Annotated in this window: 18 protein-coding genes; 1 reads left to right on the top strand and 17 read right to left on the bottom strand. The window is 68.2% G+C overall.

From position 1 onward, the window contains the following. Positions 1 to 56: 56 nt before the first annotated feature. The 8 genes from ACLQ2N_RS02165 to ACLQ2N_RS02130 all read right to left on the bottom strand — a co-directional run bounded on the left by ACLQ2N_RS02165 (position 57) and on the right by ACLQ2N_RS02130 (position 6,609). Positions 57 to 1,826 carry a relaxase/mobilization nuclease domain-containing protein gene (locus tag ACLQ2N_RS02165; protein WP_148020858.1) on the bottom strand — a complete coding sequence of 590 codons (1,770 nt, stop codon included), beginning with the start codon at positions 1,824 to 1,826 and terminating at the stop codon, positions 57 to 59. Beyond that, positions 1,826 to 2,491, bottom strand: coding sequence for a plasmid mobilization protein (locus ACLQ2N_RS02160; RefSeq protein WP_148020857.1), 666 nt, complete (start codon positions 2,489 to 2,491; stop codon positions 1,826 to 1,828). The genes ACLQ2N_RS02165 and ACLQ2N_RS02160 overlap by 1 nt, the downstream gene beginning before the upstream one ends. Then, positions 2,488 to 2,712, bottom strand: a complete 225-nt coding sequence (locus tag ACLQ2N_RS02155; RefSeq protein WP_148020856.1) for a hypothetical protein — start codon at positions 2,710 to 2,712, stop codon at positions 2,488 to 2,490. Before ACLQ2N_RS02155 ends, ACLQ2N_RS02160 begins: the two co-directional genes overlap by 4 nt. 102 nt (positions 2,713 to 2,814) lie before the next feature. Next, on the bottom strand, positions 2,815 to 3,879 hold the full coding sequence (locus ACLQ2N_RS02150; RefSeq protein ID WP_148020855.1) for a DUF2637 domain-containing protein: 1,065 nt from the start codon (positions 3,877 to 3,879) through the stop codon (positions 2,815 to 2,817). Then, the gene (locus tag ACLQ2N_RS02145; protein ID WP_148020854.1) at positions 3,876 to 4,442 is read right to left on the bottom strand and encodes a WhiB family transcriptional regulator; all 567 of its coding nucleotides are present in this window, start codon (positions 4,440 to 4,442) and stop codon (positions 3,876 to 3,878) included. The genes ACLQ2N_RS02150 and ACLQ2N_RS02145 overlap by 4 nt, the downstream gene beginning before the upstream one ends. Before the next feature lie 115 nt (positions 4,443 to 4,557). Further along, positions 4,558 to 5,262 (bottom strand): ATP-binding protein, encoded by a 705-nt coding sequence (locus tag ACLQ2N_RS02140; protein WP_363067967.1) that lies wholly within the window; start codon positions 5,260 to 5,262, stop codon positions 4,558 to 4,560. Further along, a complete protein-coding gene (locus ACLQ2N_RS02135) occupies positions 5,262 to 6,281 on the bottom strand; it encodes a hypothetical protein (protein WP_363067969.1) in 1,020 nt (339 codons plus the stop codon). The genes ACLQ2N_RS02140 and ACLQ2N_RS02135 overlap by 1 nt, the downstream gene beginning before the upstream one ends. Position 6,282: 1 nt before the next feature. Then, positions 6,283 to 6,609 (bottom strand): transcriptional regulator, encoded by a 327-nt coding sequence (locus tag ACLQ2N_RS02130; protein WP_363067971.1) that lies wholly within the window; start codon positions 6,607 to 6,609, stop codon positions 6,283 to 6,285. A gap of 472 nt (positions 6,610 to 7,081) precedes the next feature. Here ACLQ2N_RS02130 and ACLQ2N_RS02125 point away from each other — a divergent pair, with 472 nt between their 5' ends. Then, complete coding sequence (locus ACLQ2N_RS02125; protein WP_187285307.1) at positions 7,082 to 7,924, top strand: helix-turn-helix transcriptional regulator; 843 nt, start codon at positions 7,082 to 7,084, stop codon at positions 7,922 to 7,924. Positions 7,925 to 7,949: 25 nt separating this feature from the next. On the opposite strand, the gene ACLQ2N_RS02120 is transcribed toward ACLQ2N_RS02125, so the two are convergent. The 9 genes from ACLQ2N_RS02120 to ACLQ2N_RS02080 form a co-directional block, all read right to left on the bottom strand. Further along, on the bottom strand, positions 7,950 to 9,212 hold the full coding sequence (locus ACLQ2N_RS02120; RefSeq protein ID WP_148020849.1) for an MAB_1171c family putative transporter: 1,263 nt from the start codon (positions 9,210 to 9,212) through the stop codon (positions 7,950 to 7,952). Between the two features lie 9 nt (positions 9,213 to 9,221). Further along, entirely contained in the window at positions 9,222 to 9,761 is a 540-nt protein-coding gene (locus ACLQ2N_RS02115; RefSeq protein ID WP_148020848.1) for a hypothetical protein, read from the bottom strand. A gap of 244 nt (positions 9,762 to 10,005) precedes the next feature. Further along, positions 10,006 to 10,437 (bottom strand): hypothetical protein, encoded by a 432-nt coding sequence (locus ACLQ2N_RS02110; RefSeq protein WP_148020847.1) that lies wholly within the window; start codon positions 10,435 to 10,437, stop codon positions 10,006 to 10,008. Positions 10,438 to 10,883: 446 nt separating this feature from the next. Next, a complete protein-coding gene (locus ACLQ2N_RS02105) occupies positions 10,884 to 11,015 on the bottom strand; it encodes a hypothetical protein (RefSeq protein WP_261991714.1) in 132 nt (43 codons plus the stop codon). A gap of 514 nt (positions 11,016 to 11,529) precedes the next feature. After that, positions 11,530 to 11,748 (bottom strand): hypothetical protein, encoded by a 219-nt coding sequence (locus ACLQ2N_RS02100; RefSeq protein ID WP_425808552.1) that lies wholly within the window; start codon positions 11,746 to 11,748, stop codon positions 11,530 to 11,532. A gap of 246 nt (positions 11,749 to 11,994) precedes the next feature. Continuing rightward, positions 11,995 to 12,864, bottom strand: a complete 870-nt coding sequence (locus ACLQ2N_RS02095) for a 3-deoxy-manno-octulosonate cytidylyltransferase (protein ID WP_363067974.1) — start codon at positions 12,862 to 12,864, stop codon at positions 11,995 to 11,997. A gap of 35 nt (positions 12,865 to 12,899) precedes the next feature. Beyond that, entirely contained in the window at positions 12,900 to 13,460 is a 561-nt protein-coding gene (locus ACLQ2N_RS02090; protein WP_148020845.1) for an NUDIX hydrolase, read from the bottom strand. Next, a complete protein-coding gene (locus tag ACLQ2N_RS02085; RefSeq protein WP_148020844.1) occupies positions 13,457 to 14,578 on the bottom strand; it encodes an adenosylhomocysteinase in 1,122 nt (373 codons plus the stop codon). The genes ACLQ2N_RS02090 and ACLQ2N_RS02085 overlap by 4 nt, the downstream gene beginning before the upstream one ends. Positions 14,579 to 14,610: 32 nt before the next feature. Further along, the gene (locus ACLQ2N_RS02080) at positions 14,611 to 15,609 is read right to left on the bottom strand and encodes an NAD-dependent epimerase/dehydratase family protein (protein WP_261991713.1); all 999 of its coding nucleotides are present in this window, start codon (positions 15,607 to 15,609) and stop codon (positions 14,611 to 14,613) included. Positions 15,610 to 15,615 lie beyond the last annotated feature (6 nt).

The raw sequence follows: 15,615 nt of genomic DNA, 5'->3' as shown, positions 1-15,615 counted from the left end.
GGAAGTGTCTGTCCAGGGCTTTCTCGAAGGTCGGCGGGCTGGCCCGTCGGCCTTCGTCAGCGGCGCGGCGGGCGGTTGCGTGGGTCGGGCTGGCGGCGAGCTGACGCCGCAGGTGCCATTCGGTTGCAGTTGCCATTGATCGAGGCGTTCGGCTGGCTGGTGTCGGCCTGCGGGTGGCGCGTGGCTTCCGTCGGGTGAGCGGGAAGCTGGGCGAGGCGGCGCAGTCGCCAGACGAGCACGTCGTTGATGTCGTCGGCTGTGTCGAGTTCGCGCATGTCGATGGCTTGCTGGAGAAGTGTCTTGGGGTCGTGGCCTGCTTGCTCCGCCTGAGCAAGGGTGGCGGTCAGAGCGTCGGTCTTCGTGGACGAGCTGTTTGATCGCATCGGGGCTTCGGGCAGTGCTGCGCGAATGGTGGCCTGGTGGGTGCGGCGTTCGGATTCTGGTAGGGCGCGACCTTGGTCTTGCAGTGCCTGCATGGGTGTCGCAGCGGCCTGGCGGTAGGCGGTTCGCAGGTGCTCGGCGGTCTGTCGGGAGGCGTGGGCCTGCTGGGCATGTCCGCGGGCGGAGTGCCAGCGGGCGGCGGCGAGCGTGACCAGGACCAAGGTGGAGAGGAGCATGGCGGTGGTGCCGCCGTCCTCGCCGCGGCCGAGGGCACTGCCGGCCTGGATGATGCCCCGGGCCGCGGAACGGAGTGCCAGGGTGTCGGCACGCTCCGCGCGGACGTGGCTGCGGGTCGCCCGTTCGAAAGCGCGGGCGGCGGCAGCCAGCTCGGCGCGGGTGGCGGCCGGGGAGGTCTGGGCGACCGCGTCCAGGAGTTCTCCGACGCCGACGAGCTGGGCGGCGGCTTCCCCGTCACTGCCTTCGCCATCGAGGACTACAGCGGCACGCTCAACGCTGGCTGTGGCCCCGCGTCGCTCTCGGGCAGGAAGAGACCAGTCCGCCCGCCCGGCGGTCGAAGCCACGTTCTGATCAGCAGTGCCGTCGGCCAGCCGGAGACGGATCTTCGGAAGGGAAAGGTCGGGGGCCAGCTTGGAACCGGGGTACCAGACCGGTTCGCCATGGCGGTTGCGGTCGCCGGGCAGGGCAACGTTGTAGCCGAGCGCGTCACCGGACGGGGCGTGACGCACTTTCACGCGCAGGCCCGCCTCACGAAGCCGGGTGAAGAACTCCTTTTCGTCGTCCGCTCCGGCGAGGGCTTGGCGGACGGCGTCGCGGAGCGATTCGCGGGGGGTCTCGGGGCGACCTGTGCGTTCGGCCTTGAACTTCTCGGCGCTGGTGGGGTTCTTCGCTGCGGTGCCGTCGCCGGCGTTCAGGCGGCGCAGCCCCATCTCTTTCTCGATGTTCCGGCATTCGGCCTGGGCCTTGTTGAAGTCGTAGTTCAGGCGAGGGTTGCGCAGGTCCCCTCGGACCAGGGTGGCGACTATGTGGATGTGGTCGTCCGCGTGGCGGACGGCGATCCACCGGCAGCCGTCGGGATCGCCCGCGGGGGCGATGCCGGCGGCGCGGACGATGCGCTGGGCGATGGAGTTCCACTCCTCGTCGGAGAATCGCCGGTCGCCGGGGGCAGTGCGGACCGAGCAGTGCCAGACGTGCTGGGCGGGTGCGCGGTCGCCGGCCTGCTTGACCCGGAGGTCGAGGGCAGCGGTGAGTCGGGCGAGGGTGACCTTCGGGTCGGGGTCGAGGCCGGTGTCGCGGCCGGGGTCGGGGGCGAAGCCGTCCCAGGAGCCGACGAGGTGCGCGTCGGTGTGCTCCTCGCGCCGTCCGGGGCCGTACAGGTAGACGAGGAGTCCGTGGGTGCGGGAGCCGCGCCCGATGTCGGGCACCATCACAGCCTCCTGGTCACCAGTTCGTTCGCCGCGTCATCGACGCGGGCGAGAAGTACGGTCAGCGCGCCCAGCGCGCGTTCGAGTTCACCGACGCGCGGGTGGCCACCACTGTTGAGGACGAAGGCGATCTGGTTGATGTTGTTGCCAATCCGGGCCAGCGCGGTGCGTAGAGCGGCGAGTTCGTCGATGGCGGCGTCGAGCTGGTCGTTGCTGTGCACGGCAGCGTGCCCACGGGCGGCGCTCAGGCCGGCGGTGGCCAAGAAGCGGGCGACCGTGACGCCGCGCTGGGTGGCGGCGGCGGTGATCTCGGCGTTCTCGGCGTCAGAGAGGCGTGTGGTGGTCTTGCGGGTGCGCTCGGTCGGGTTGCGGTGGCGCCGGCGCGGCTTGCGGCCGGGGAATGCGGGCGTGCTCGTGCTCGGCTGCTCGCGGTGGTCGTTGTGGTCGGCTTCTCCCCTGGTGGCCGGCGCCCCCTGGTGCCGGTTGCCCGGCTGGTCCTCGTGCGCCCTCGCTCGGGGACCAGCCGGGCTTCCCCCGCCCTCCTGGGCGGTGGCAAGTGCGTACGACGGGTCGTAGGACCGTCGTACGCGATAGCTTGCTCCGCCAGGTGCCGTCGTGGGGGCACGCTGCTGTCCGGCGGTGGTAACCACCGGATCGTTGGCCGTCACCGAATCGTCTCCGGGTTTTCCTGTCGCAACTCGCGGACGAGTTCCTCGATCCAGTCCATGGCCAGGACCGGGTGGTGGAGGGTCCAGGGGCGACTTTCCCGGGTTCGTTGCACGGTCCAGGTGTTGTCGAGGCCGGATTGGGCCCGGTGCAGGTGGCCGCGCTCGTGCAGGACGGTCAGCCAGGAGTTGACCTCGGTGGGTGTGGCCGGGTGGGTACGCATGGCTTGCTCTCCGCTTCGCTCCGGAAGGGTGTGGGGCGCGTGTCCGGGGGCGGGTGACCGGCCGTGGGGTCCGGCTCGGTCACCCGCCTCGTGCTGTCCTGTTCATTTCCGGCCTGAGGTGACCGGCTGTCCGTGCTGGGCGCGGAGCTGGGCCATCAGGGCGGTCAGGGTGTCGCTGGACAGCGGTATCTGCTGGCCTCGGATCGCCTGGGCGACCACCTTGCGGGTCAGCTTGTCCTCGGCCCTGACCGCTGACCGGGCAATCTTCAGCAGCTCCTCGGTGTCCGGGTCACTCCGCCGGTCACTGGCTGCCCGGGTGTCCCGTTCAGTGACCTGCGGCAAATTGACTGACCGGTCGGTGTCCGGCTCGTGGCTGTCCTGGCTACCGGTGGCCGGCTCGGTGCCGACCGCGCGGTCAGTGACCGGTGGCGCGGTGTCCGGCTGTCCGACCAGGTCAGGGGCCTCGTGCGGCTGTTCGCGGTCACCGGCGACCGGGCTGCTGTCCGCCGGGACGCTGTCCCCGGTCAGTGAACCAGGACTCGGGGCCGGCTTGTTCAGGGTCGGTCGCGGCCGGTCGGTCAGGGAAGTGACCGGCTGCCCGGCGCTGACCTGATCGGCCTGCGGTTGCCACTGCCTGACCCGGTCAGTCCGGGTGACTGCGATGCCCTCGGTCCGGTCAGTCTGACCGAGGTGACCGGCCTGACCGACGTCCTCCCGGTCACTTCCCCTGGCCGGGCGCCGGGCGATGAGGATGTAGAGGTGGACCGCTCCGGCCAGCGCGAGCGGGGCGATGGTCGACAGCACCGCGACCACCGTGTCCCCCAGCCGGAGCCCCGTGCCGGCGACCGCTTCCTCGTTGAGCCGCACCGCGTGCAAGGCGTTGGCCCAGATGCTGGCGGCGGTGGCTGTGCCGAAGAGTGTCCAGACGTAGAGCCGGGCGCGCAGGGGTGCGTCGCGCAGGACCAGGAGTGCCCGTATGCCGTAGGCGATGAAGCCGTCGATCACCAGGGGGAAGAGGTAGGTCAGGAAGCCGCGGATGTGGATGGCGACGGCCATCTGCTGGAGGGCGTCGTACGACAGGGCGCAGCCCGCGCTGCCCAGGGCGATGACGGCCATGCGGTCCCAGCCGGTGATGTGCGCGGTCTTCGGCGCGCTCGTGGTGTTCACGCGGCCGTCCCGAAGTCGTCGCGGTCCAGGTGCTGACCGTCGCTTTCTGGGGGCAGGGTGGGCTTCGTGGCCGGTTCCAGGTCGCTGTGTACGAGCGCTTGTCGGGTCTCCCGGTACAGCTTCTGGGCGTGTTCCGGGGTGATCTTGAGGAGCCAGGCCAGGCGCTCCTCGGTGAGGCCGTGGCGGTAGGCGGCGTGGACGACCGCGCGGCGCTCGGCTTGGGTGAGGTGCACGTCGCGCCCGGCAATGGTGGCGTTGATGCGGCTGTAGTCGAGGCGGTGGGAGAGCTTCTCGTGCAGCGGCTTGCGTTCCTGCTCTGTCAGTCCGCCTCGGATGCCGTCGGTGTCGCCGCCTTCCAGGGCGGCGTCCAGGCAGGTGCGGCGGACCGGGCACTGGGCGCACAGCGACTTGGCTGCGCTGATCTTGCCGATCTCGTCGGGCTCGGGGAAGAAGAGTTCGGGGTCCACCGGGTTGTACTCGGTGCTCTGGCAGACGGCGTCTGCCTGCCAGGTCTGGTCGCCGAGGAGGCGGTGGCGGGCAGGGCTGATCGTCGTGGTGGTCATGCTGGTTGCTCCGATCGCTCTCCGCGCGCAGGGGCGTCGGCGGAGAGGTGTGCTGGGTCGGGAGGTCAATGGCCGGCGCTCTGGGGCGCGGCCGGGCACGGCGGCCTGTGGCAGGTCAGGCGGCGGCGCGGGAGCGTCTGCGATCGACCGGTTCGAACTCGACCCGGGTGGTCATCTGCGCCAGTCGGGAGGCAACACGGTCTCCCAGGTACGCCCGGAGATCGCTGATGCGCAGGTTGGTGGTGATCAGGGTCGGGAGCATGTGGTTGTACCGGCGGTTGATCAGCCGGTACGTGATTTCCTCGGTCCACTCCGTGGCCCGGGCCGCGCCGAGGTCGTCGATGATCAGCAGCGGGCAGCGGCTGATGACTGCCAGGTCCCGCTCGCTGTCGACGCTCTGTCGGGGGCGGAGTTCGGCGTACAGGTCGGCAGCAGTGGTGGCGCGCCAGCGCACGCCGATCCCGCCCTTGACCAGCTCCCGGACCGCGCCGTACGCCTGGTGGGTCTTGCCCGCGCCGACGACCCCGGCCATCAGGAGGCTGGGGCCGGTGGTGACCTGCCGCCGTGCTCCCGGGCTGGGGGCGACGGCCGCCTCCGTAACCTCCCGGATCCAGGCCAGGACCTGGGGGTGGTCGGCGACGGCAGCCCGATAACGCGGGGGCATCCCGGCCGAGAGGGCGTCCAGCGGGGAGAGCGGCTCGGGCTCGTCGGGCAGTGCGGCGACGTCGGCCTGGTCGATGTTGCGAGTGGCGAGGATCCGCGCCATCCGGTCCAGGGTGCCTTCGCCCAGGGTCTGCGGTTCGCGGTTATGGGTGCGCATCACAGCTCCTCGGCGTAGGCGGCAGCAGGGTTGGCCGGGTTGGTCCACGCCTGGTGGGCGGGCACGTTAGGCCGGATTCCCGGCCGCGCCAAACCGCCGGAGCGGGCGTTCATGGCCTCGTTGACCATGCTGGTCAGCACGCTCGGGTGCTTGGGGTTGGCCGCGAAGTTCTGCAGCCCGGCCCGGATGTGCTCGGGGCTGATGCCCTCGCCGAGGAGCTTCTTGGTGATCCGGCCGAGGTGGCCGATCACGTCGCTGGGCGGACGCTCGTCGCAGGCCGCGAGGTATTCGCCGACGAGCTGGTTCACCGAGATGCCGGCTGCGGGCGCTGCGCGCCCCGTAGGGATAGAAGATCCAGGATCCAAGATCCTAGATCCAGGCGCCGAGCCCTCTCCGAGGTTTCGGGGAGGGCTCGGCGAGTCCTCGGAGAATGGGATCTGACCTGCTGTTTTCTCGTATCCGTGGCCGGGTGGGCCGTCCGGGCGCTCAGGGCCTTCCTGCGCAGCGGCAGGGGCCTCGGTCTCGCGGCCGGACAGCACCGCGGCGGGCTGTGGCGGCAGATCGAGGGTTCGGGGGAGGCTCGGGGAAGGCTCGGCGAGCCCACGGGTGGGAGTCGACGGCTTCTCGATGTTCTTGCTGCAGATGCCCTTGCAAGGGGCGCACCGGGCTTCGGCTTGGTGCTGCGGGCAGGAGGGCAGACGCGACTGGCTGGGCTTGTCGATCTTCTGGTGCTCGGACCAGGTGACGATGTGGAGGTAGCGGCGGCCGTCGCAGCCGGTGTACCGGCAGACAAGGCCGGCGGTGGCGAGTTGGTGGAGGTCGTCTTCGACATGGACCGAGGTGTGCTCGGCGCGCAGGGGCCAGAGCAGCCCTGCCACGATCGCGGCGTTGTCGCGGTGGCGACCGTGGTCGTCGGCCTGGGTGAGCAGGCCGAAGAAGGTCCGCTCGGCTTCGACGCTCACTTCGGCGAGCGACTCGGAGATGAAGCTCTCCGGCTTGATGGTGCGAATCCGTGCCATGTCAGCGGCCCCGGGCAGCGGCGACCAGGTCGCTGCGGGTGAGGGTCGCCTCGGCCAGGTCGAAGGTGTACGGATGGGTCCAGTCCGCCTCCGGCCAGGCCCGAAGGATCCAGCGGGCCGCCACTGTGGCGGTTGCACGGCCCAGCTCTATCGTCCTCCCGGCCTCGTCCTTGACGATGGTGTGCGGGTGAGGCCACCTCTGTGTCGGGTCGTTGAGACTGACGCGGATGGTGGCTGCGCCCGGGATCATGTCGGCGAGCTGGACGGCGAGGCGGTGCTGGCGTTCTGCGTGCGGGCAGGCGGACCTACCGCTCGGCGTGGCGAGCATGCAATACTCCGTTGTTCGTAGGAGCGCGGTGCGGCGGTTCTCGTGCAAAAGCCCCGCCGCCCGCGAGATGTGAATCGGCCCCCTCGGGGTGCCGGCCCGGCGCTTGGGAGTTCGTAGCTCCCGGGCGCCGTTCTCGTTTGTGTGTCTGCTCAGCAGACCTTGTGGGTTTGCACCCGCCTCGGACTTCTTGTCCCACCCCCGTTTCCCTGAGTCGATGGCGTGCGACGCCGAACATACGTAGACCAGGCGCCACAAGTCCATGCTTGGTTCTACAACGCTGCAATCCGTCGTGCGGCGGCCCTCTGGGCTTGATGCGCTGCGCGCTGGACGGCCGCTCATGGAGAAATAGTGTGGACATGCGGAGGGGCTACCTCCGGACTTCCCCTCCAGAAGTTACGTGATGTACCTTCGAGAGGCAAGAGGCAATCGATCACCATCCACCCTTGCTGACCAGCGACTTTGGGAGGCCACCTTGCCACCACGCCGCTTCGACGGTGCAGAGCTGCGAGCCGCCCGCCGGCGCGCCGACCTGACGCAGAAACAGGTGGCCCAAGGCTTGGGGCTTTCGGCTCACGTGGCCGTGGCCAGGTGGGAGAAGGGGGAGCGTTTCCCGCCGGCGGAGAAGATGGTGGGTATCGCCGCCATTTTGGGCGTGGACGTCGACACGCTGTTTCCTCGCGAAGGCCCATGTGACCTCGTCGATCTGCGGAGCGACGCGGGATACACGCAGAGTGCTGCCGCCGAGGAGGTCAAGGGCCTCAGTAGATTCGCCCTCGGTGATGCTGAGGGCGGGCGCCGGCGGCTGGGTCCTGATGTGATCGCGCCACTGTCCCGCTTGTACGGCGTGGATCCGGAGGCTCTCGGGGCCGCCGAGGATCAGAGCTTCGGCGTGGCCGCGCCTGCGGCAGCACCGCGGAGGCCGCCGAGTCTTGCCGAGAAGCTGAACGGTCTGGTGCGCAAGGCCTTCGACAGCGTTCCGGCACCTGAGATGCTCGCGGAAGCGGTCAACGCGAAGGCGGGCACCCGGCTCACGGCAGCGCAGGTCGAAGCCCTCCTGGCCGGGGCGTCTGCGGCGGACGTCTTCGCCGAGGGAAGCGCGGAGGTAGCCCTCACCGGAATTGCGGCATTCTTCGACGTTCCCCAACTCGCTCTGCAAGACAGAGCGGGCGTCGAGATCCGCGTTCTGTCCGACCTTCAATACCTTGCGGCCCACCACGACATCGCCTTGGCGGCGCGTGGTGGCGACGGAGGAGTGTCGTCAGAGATGCTCGCCGTACTCAACGAACTGGTGGCCCGCACGCCCGGCCAGCCCTGATGCGAAATGGCGTCACGCCGCTGGTCTATGTTGCGGTTGCCTGCACCGGTGCCGAGCGGCTGTCCAAATTCTTCTGTGCGAGCCCGGGCTGGCCCGCACGCTCATGGAGCGTATCTACGACCTCCGGGGCGACACGGACGTACACATCAACGACCAGAGCCAGCCAGTACGCCTCCGCGCGGCTGTTCGTCAACGGCTTGTTCGGAAGCGCCCGCACAGGTGAAGAGGCGCGCCTGCCAGCTTTTGCGCTTTCCAGAGCGGCTCTGATCCAGTACGCCTCAGCGGCAGGTTCGGGGTCCTCGTGGATCTCGGCCAGGTACTGGGCGCACGGCAGGAGTCGGGGTGTGGCGTGGTGACGTAGTTGCTCCACCGCATCAGCAATCTCCTGGGTTCGCCGGTCCAGGCGGATGTCCAGGGGGGCCCAGACGCGGAAGGTCTCGCTGAGCCGAGAGCCAGCCGGTTGGAACGCGAGATGCGGGTACTGCAGGATGAGTTCCGACCACAGCGGGTAGAGCTTCTGATAGGTCCGCCACGCCGTCCACCGCTCAGCGAGCACGATAGTTGAAGGTATGGCAGCGCCCACAGCCCAGAGAAGGGCAACCGTGAGCGTGACGGAATCAGCGATCGCGCGCATCGTGACGGCGTTCGCCCTGGTGGGGGCCCACACCGTGATGATGCGCAGTGCCGGGTAGACCGTGTAGATCATCATCGCGGCCGACATGAGGGCCAGGCCGATACGCAGCGACCGGTACTCGGCCCGCCGGCTCGCCCTCGCCCATTGGAAGCAGGCCACGCCCGCGGCAGCACCGAGATAGACGTACGCAATCGTCAGGAAGAGCTCGGCACCCCACTGCCCCGCATGGTCCGCGGCGAAGTCAGTACTCGGCTCCGACCGGTCCACCGCCGTGAAGAACAGAACGATCAAGATCGCCAGCCATGCGAACGCGAAGCCATGAGCGATGCGGCTCACCCAGATGCTCACTGTCACGTGCCTGGGCGATGCCCCTCTGCCCGACGGCCCCTCGTAGACCCCGATGATGTACTTCAGCCCTGCCAAGATCGCAGCGAGGGACATCAGGTACTTCAGCAGAGCCGACAGATCAGTAACCGGCGAGTGGTCCAGTGCAAACTTCACCGGTGGAACCCGGCACCAGAGCGCAGCGGCGAAACCGGCGCAGCACATCCACAGCGCCCTCTGTAGCGCAGCGCCGTTCCACAGGGAGGGGAGCCTCCACAAAGCGGTCGCGGTCATCACAATGGGTACGGCCCAGAGCAGAACATCCAGCATGACCTGCGCTCACCGGCCCCGGAGCGTACGGCGCCGCTGCGGACCGAGCGGACGCGACAGGCTCGACTCCAGCAGGCTTATCGAGTCCGCGCCGGCGACAGACGCCTTCACACGGTGCTTGATCAGATATGCCGAGAGCTCCGCCTCGCGCTCTTCGACGCTGTCGTACCGGGACCGTGCGTGTACAGCCTGGCGCGCAGCACTTTCGGTGCCACTGCTCTGCCGGTACGACTCGGCCATTTCACAAGGCGTCGAGACGGGAGTCAGGCCCGCGCCGTGATCCAGCCATTCGTGAGCCAGCTCGTGAAGAATTACGTGCTCGGTCTGATGCGGGGTGGGTCTCGGACGGTAGAGCACGTACGTGACGGCATCCCCCTTCACGCGCAACCCGCACGCTGTTCGCAAGTCTCCTTGATCGTCTACCGGCACCAGCTCAATGCTGCGGCCTCGGGATTCCTCCATCGACGCCACCAGCGCAGGAATACTGAACGGATCAGGCAGCGACAGACCCGCAAGCTTCAGGTCGCACTGCTTCAGCAGCCCGCGCATTTCTCCTCGCAACCTCATGTTCAGCACTCGCATTCAGCCGACACTCACGTCGGTCTCGAACCTAAGAAGTTTCAGCACACCAACAGGGGCAAGCCGGATCGCAAGCATCGCTCACGTGAAGAAATGCGAACTTCCTGGCGGGTCACTCACGGGGGTCACCCAGATCCCGCTTCGTCTGTTTTGACGCGCGGGAAAGCCGCGTACGCCATGGACCCTAAGGGCTGGGCATTCTCGCCGAGAGTGGTCAGTCAGACGTGCCGACGGCAATGCCGGCACCGGGTATGTCCAAGCGGCCACCCTCGGAACCAAGGGTCGCTCGGATCAGACGGAGGTCACCAGGAGTACGCACCCCGCGGGCCCTGAGTTCCTTGACGACGAGTCCTGCGGCAGCAGTGGCACCCGCTGGAGTACGGTCGAATGCGGCCTCCCACCACGAGAGCACCGGAATGAACGAGTGCCACCCTCGCGCGGTCATGACGGCCAGGTGATCGGCATCCCTGTCCGTTCCGTCTCGTCTGTCCGCGAACACTGCGACATCGTCTCTAGGGCTGACCATGAGGGCGAGTTGACCGTCACCGTGATCGATGGTGAAGCCGGCGTCGTTGTCCCCGACCAGCATTTCAAGGTGCTGGCTCCAGGCGCGCAGGAGTGCCTCCAGGGCGCTCTGCAGCTGCACCCAGTCCTTCGCGACAGGGGTAGGTGGCGCGAGCTGAAAGGGTCCGATTCGCTGGTATCGCCAGAGGTACGGAAGCTCACCTTCTCCGGCCTGCGGTCCAGAGGCAGCGCATCTCAGGAATCTCTCGGACTCAGAGTCTTCGTGTGCCGCCGTTCGGCGCACCGACAGTCGCAGCCGGCCATTTCGTCGCGCATCCAGAATCACCGTGTGTGACTCTGTGCGCCATCGAACGTCGGGGCCATCGCCTCCCCCGCCGTACTGCGATGGCAGGCCGAGGCCCTCGAAAAGCTCGGCCAGCACCTGCTTCGACTCATCACTCGCCGACGTCGAGGAGGCCCCGTGGCGGCCTAGGCGTACGGGCGCCGTCCGGAAGTCCTCCTCCGAGGGCTGGCACAGAAGGCGCTGGGCGACTATCGAAAGCGTGGGCTCAGCCGATGCAACTGCATTCATAGGGCAACCATGCCGTAATCATGGGCACAAATAAATAGCGTGTGACGCAGGGCGCATTTGCTGTCGTTGACGTCCAGCGCGACACGCACGGGATTGATCACCATCACCCCGATGCGGCTTTTGCGCATTTCGTCGCACTCTCCTCCATTTCGAGTTACGTCACTCTCATGGCGTACCCGCGGGCTTCAATGACATGAACAGGAGGACGCAACCGATCTTGAGCGACTGGCGGGTGTTACTCCTCCCCATCGCGCCTTGAGTGACGGAGAACTGATTTTCCGGGTGGGGTAGATGTTGCCCCTCTGAGGAAGTTGATCATTCACACCATCGGGGAGTTTGGAACATTCTCAATGCCCGTACGCCCTATCCCGTAGTGCGACCACCCGTTGCATGACTAATAGTCAGGGTGCAATGGTCTGAAGATTGGTGAAGCGAACTGACACTCGTCGCGGACGACTTGGCCAGCAGCGGTCTCGGTGAACATCGGCGTCGGTCGCCTTGTCGTCCCTTTCCCGCGCGTGGCATCAACCGCCGTCTGTTCGACCCGCCCAAGGTTTACGGACACGGCGCCCCGCCAACTGCCGGTCCCGTTTCCTACGACACGGGACCGGCAGCTTTGACACATGGCTCGGAACCGAGGGGCTACTGCGGGTCAAGGCGGACCACCACGTAGGGGCCCGAGCCGGTGTCGCGGACCAAGTCGGTCAGTCCTTGGTTAAGGTGATGGCCGCACAGCAGCGTGACCGGGGGCGAGTCGGCTCGCTCGCGGCGTACAACCCATACCGGCAGCCGCGAGCACAGGAGTTTGTACCGGCGCAGTTCGCCGTCGCAGCGCGCGTCGCGGAGCACGGGGGTATTCACGGGGGTGTTTCGCCTTTCGGTGACAGCGGCGGGGTCCGAGTGCGCGCTATCCGGCGCTGACCTCCCAGCGTCGGCGGGATTGGCCGAAGTGGAGCCGTCCACCGCGCTCGTGGGACATCGGGCAGACACGGAGGTTGGTGCCGAGCCGTGTGTTCGGGGCGCCGCCCGCGGAGAACCTCACTCCCCGGCCCTTAGCGAGCGACCCGCCCCTGGGGGCGATCAGGCAGGCCTCAGAGCTGCTGTTCGCTAGGAGTGAGAGCGGGGGCGTTCCGAAGATCGGGCACGAGTCGCGGATGAGGTGATTCCGTCCCACCGTGCAGAACGTCGTACGGTCCCACGCGTCCGGACCACTCCGTCGTACTGATCGAGGAAGGTCTCGGCTCGCGTTAGATCCTCCGGAGTGTCCACCGCTACACCGTCGTCCAGGACAGGGACCATCTGTACGGCGTGGCCGTGTTCGACGAAGCGCAGCATCTCCACTCCTTCGGCACGCTCCAGGGGCCCCTGCTGGAGCTGACGGAAGCGTTGGAGAGCCGGGCCGGTGAAGCCGTAGAGGCCCAGTTGGCGCAGGTACTTCGGGCGGTCGCCTTTGGGATAGGGGATGGGCTGGCGCGAGAACATCAGGGCCTCGCTGCGGGCCGTGACAACGACCTTGACGACGTTGTGGTCCAGGACGGCGCCGACGTCGACCAGTTCGGTGTAGGCGTTCACTGCCAAGGTGCTCGGCGGCGTGTACTCCAGGGCCTCGGAGACGTCGTCGATGGCAGTCGGTGAGATGAACGGCTCATCGCCCTGGACGTTGATGTACCCCTCAGCCGACAGGCGTTCGGCGACCTCCGCGACGCGGTCGGTGCCGGTGAGATGCTCCCTGGTGCGGACGCAGTCGATGCCCAGTTCGCGGCACGCCGCTTCGATACGCTCGTCGTCCGTCGCGACGACGGCCCCGGCGAGGCGTTTGGCCTCCAGGCAGCGCTGGTGGACGTGCCAGAGCAGCGGCTTGTCGCCGAGGAGGGCCAGTGGTTTGCCGGGGAAGCGAGAAGCACCCCAGCGGCAGGGTATGACGGCGATGTGCCGGCGCGGATGTACGCCGGTCGGTTGGGCTGTGGTGGCGGCCACGTCATCCTCCTGGTCGGCGGGTACGAGTAGGGGCTTCAGGTGAGCTGGGCGAGCTTGGCGCGGACGGTGGGTGAGGCGGCGGTCGCGAACGGCCGCCACTGGTAGCCGTCGACCTCCTCCTCCTGAAGTGTCACCGCATGTTCCGCACCGAAGTGGAAGGCCCAGCGGAAGTCCACGTGGTGGTGGGCCGGCTCGTTCTTCGACGGGTTCGCGTCGATCGCGTGCACGTCGATGTCGAGAGGAACGTCCTCGTAGCCGGCGAGCGGGACGACGGCGCTGGGCGGGATGCCGGCCTCCTCGTGCAGTTCGCGCAGGGCGGCGTCGCGCAAGTGCTGGTCGGCCGATTCGTTGTGCCCGCCGGGCGCCAACAGTTTCCCGGACGCCTTGTGCGCGATGTGCAGCACGTGCCGTTCACCGTTGATGAGGATGACGCTGCAGGTCACGTGGGCGGGGAAGGTCTTGCGGCTGGTGGGAGCGTCCGCGCCGGCGAGCGCGGCGAACAGCAGCGCCAGGGAGTCGCGTTCGTCCGGGTGGCGGGCGAGGTACGCCTCCGTGACGGCGCGGACGTGTTCGGTGGAGGGTGGCAACGAGGTCACCTTTCGAAGTGGCGGAGCCAGATTCTGGCGATGGTGTCGCGGTCGGCCGCCGGCACCTCGTGCAGTCCGGGCTGGAGTCGCGCGTGGCTGAGTGCGGCGGTGGCGGCGAGTATCTCGGCCTGGACAAGGTGGATGTAGGTGCCGACGGTGGCGCCGTGCACGAAGTTGACGGCACCCCCATCGGCGAGAACGTAGAAGTAGTGGCCAGTGACCTCGTATCGGGTCAACTGCGTTCCGACGAGCTGACGTTCGTAGACGTCATCAAGGCTGCTGAGTTCGAGCTCGTCCTCGGAAGAGGTCACCGATCCGAGGTAGGCGCCGTTGCGCAAGGCGGCGAAATCCTCGTGACGGAGGGCGAGATTGCCAGTGGCGCAGAGGACAAGTTCCGCGTCGTGGACGGCCTCGGTGGTGGACGAGCTGGTGCGGAACCCGAGGGCGTGCGCCTGTACCCGCTTGACCGCGTCGTTGTCGTACACGGTGACGCGCAGGTCCTGGGCGCGCAGCGTCTGCGCAATCGAGCGGCCGATCTTGCCGAACCCGATGACGCAGGCGCTGCGGCTCGTCAGGATGTCCCCGCGGGCGCGGACGAGGGCGTCGGTGGAGAACACGATGGACCGGCCGACGAGGTGGTCCTCGCAGTCCTTGAGCGGTGAGCGGGCCACGGACACGACCGGGCACGGCAGCGAGCCGAGAGCCGCGTACCGCTGGTGTCCGTTCTCAGTGTCCTCGACGACGCCGAGGATACGCCCAGAGAACTTGTTCACGAGGGTGTCGAGGCTGGCCGCGAAGTACCCGCCGATGTCGACCAGGACGACGTCCTGGCCACCGGCCGTGTCCTCCAGGTAGTGCAGGGCCTGGGTCTCGTCGGTGAACCGCTCCCGGGTCAGATCGTGGACCGGCAGGGTGCGGCGGACGATGTCGAGGGTCGGCCGGTGAATCGACCGGGGCTTGGGGAGGACGGCGCCGATCGTGGACACCGCGGTCATGGCGTGCAAGAACGCCGGTCGTTCCGGGAGCAGGTGGGTAATGACCAGCGTCGTGATCGCCTGCCCGGCGGGGAACTGTGCCGTGATCCTCCTAAAGAAGGCGTCCAGCCGTGCTCGCTCGGGGGTTTCCATGGGCACTCCTCTCGGGTTCCGAGGCGTAGGGGCTACGCAGCCCGGCTGTAGTCCGGAACCGGGGCAGCCAGAGCCTGCATGTGGGCGCGCAGTCCGCCGTGGAGGTCGACGCGCGGCTGCCAGCCGAGGACCTCTCCCGCACGGCTGGGGTCGGCACGCGTGAACAGGACGTCCCCGTTGCGCACGTGGTCCTGGTGGAACTGGATCTCGCGACCGGTGAAGCTGTTGGCGATGTTGACCACGTCCAGCAGCGATGCGTTCGAGCCGCCGCCGACGTTGATGGGGCCGTGAGCGTTCGGGACGACGCCGGCGGCGATCGTGGCGGCGACCACGTCGTCGATGTAGGTGAAGTCGCGGCGCTGGTGGCCGTCTCCGTACAAGCGCAGGGGCTGTCCAGTCAGGGCGGCGTACAGAGCGCGGTGGGTGAACATGTCTGCGCGCTGCCGGGGGCCGTAGACGGTGAAGTACCGCAGGGCGACGACGCCGGGGCCGCCGGAGCGCTCGGCGTAGGCGAGGCAGAGCTGCTCCTCGGCCAGCTTGGTCACGGCGTACGGGGAGGCGGGATTGGGGCGGTCGGTCTCGAGGCTCGCGTCGCCGTCGGTCGGACCGTAGACGCTGGAGGAGGAGGCGACGACCAGTCGGGGGACGCCGATCCGGGTGGAGGCTTCGAGGACCCGGTGGGTGGCCAGCACGTTGGACGCAAGGTAGTCGCCGAACTGCGGTCCCCAGGAGGGCCGCACGCCGGGGATGCCGGCGAGGTGGAAGACCGCGTCGGCGTCGATCAGAAGGGGGTCGATGGCGCAGTGGAGGAGGTCGGCCGTGACGTGGTGGTATCCCGGGCGTCCTCGCAGCGGGGCGAGGTTGGCGGCGGCCGTTGGGTCGGTGGAGGGGTCTCGGCGGTCCACGCCGATCACGGTGGTGCCGGCGTGGACGAGGGCGTGTGCGAGGTGGGAGCCGATGAATCCGGCGGAGCCGGTCACCACGGCCCGTCGGGGGGAAGCGTTGGTCGGGGGCTGCTCGTGCTGTGGCACGGGATC

It is taken from the genome of Streptomyces sp. DT224, assembly GCF_049844595.1.
GTDB lineage: Bacteria > Actinomycetota > Actinomycetes > Streptomycetales > Streptomycetaceae > Streptomyces.
Note: the sequence above shows the minus strand (reverse complement) of the source record. Positions and strands in the feature narration are given on the sequence as shown.

What these genes read in the sequence shown, in the direction of transcription:
- ACLQ2N_RS02140 (WP_363067967.1), bottom strand. Translation starts at nt 5,262, where the DNA reads ATGCGCACCCATAACCGCGAACCGCAGACCCTGGGCGAAGGCACCCTG.
- ACLQ2N_RS02120 (WP_148020849.1), bottom strand. Translation starts at nt 9,212, where the DNA reads ATGCTGGATGTTCTGCTCTGGGCCGTACCCATTGTGATGACCGCGACC.
- ACLQ2N_RS02115 (WP_148020848.1), bottom strand. Translation starts at nt 9,761, where the DNA reads ATGCGCGGGCTGCTGAAGCAGTGCGACCTGAAGCTTGCGGGTCTGTCG.
- ACLQ2N_RS02155 (WP_148020856.1), bottom strand. Translation starts at nt 2,712, where the DNA reads ATGCGTACCCACCCGGCCACACCCACCGAGGTCAACTCCTGGCTGACC.
- ACLQ2N_RS02105 (WP_261991714.1), bottom strand. Translation starts at nt 11,015, where the DNA reads ATGCGCAAAAGCCGCATCGGGGTGATGGTGATCAATCCCGTGCGTGTC.
- ACLQ2N_RS02165 (WP_148020858.1), bottom strand. Translation starts at nt 1,826, where the DNA reads ATGGTGCCCGACATCGGGCGCGGCTCCCGCACCCACGGACTCCTCGTC.
- ACLQ2N_RS02135 (WP_363067969.1), bottom strand. Translation starts at nt 6,281, where the DNA reads ATGGCACGGATTCGCACCATCAAGCCGGAGAGCTTCATCTCCGAGTCG.
- ACLQ2N_RS02085 (WP_148020844.1), bottom strand. Translation starts at nt 14,578, where the DNA reads ATGGAAACCCCCGAGCGAGCACGGCTGGACGCCTTCTTTAGGAGGATC.
- ACLQ2N_RS02145 (WP_148020854.1), bottom strand. Translation starts at nt 4,442, where the DNA reads ATGACCACCACGACGATCAGCCCTGCCCGCCACCGCCTCCTCGGCGAC.
- ACLQ2N_RS02130 (WP_363067971.1), bottom strand. Translation starts at nt 6,609, where the DNA reads ATGCTCGCCACGCCGAGCGGTAGGTCCGCCTGCCCGCACGCAGAACGC.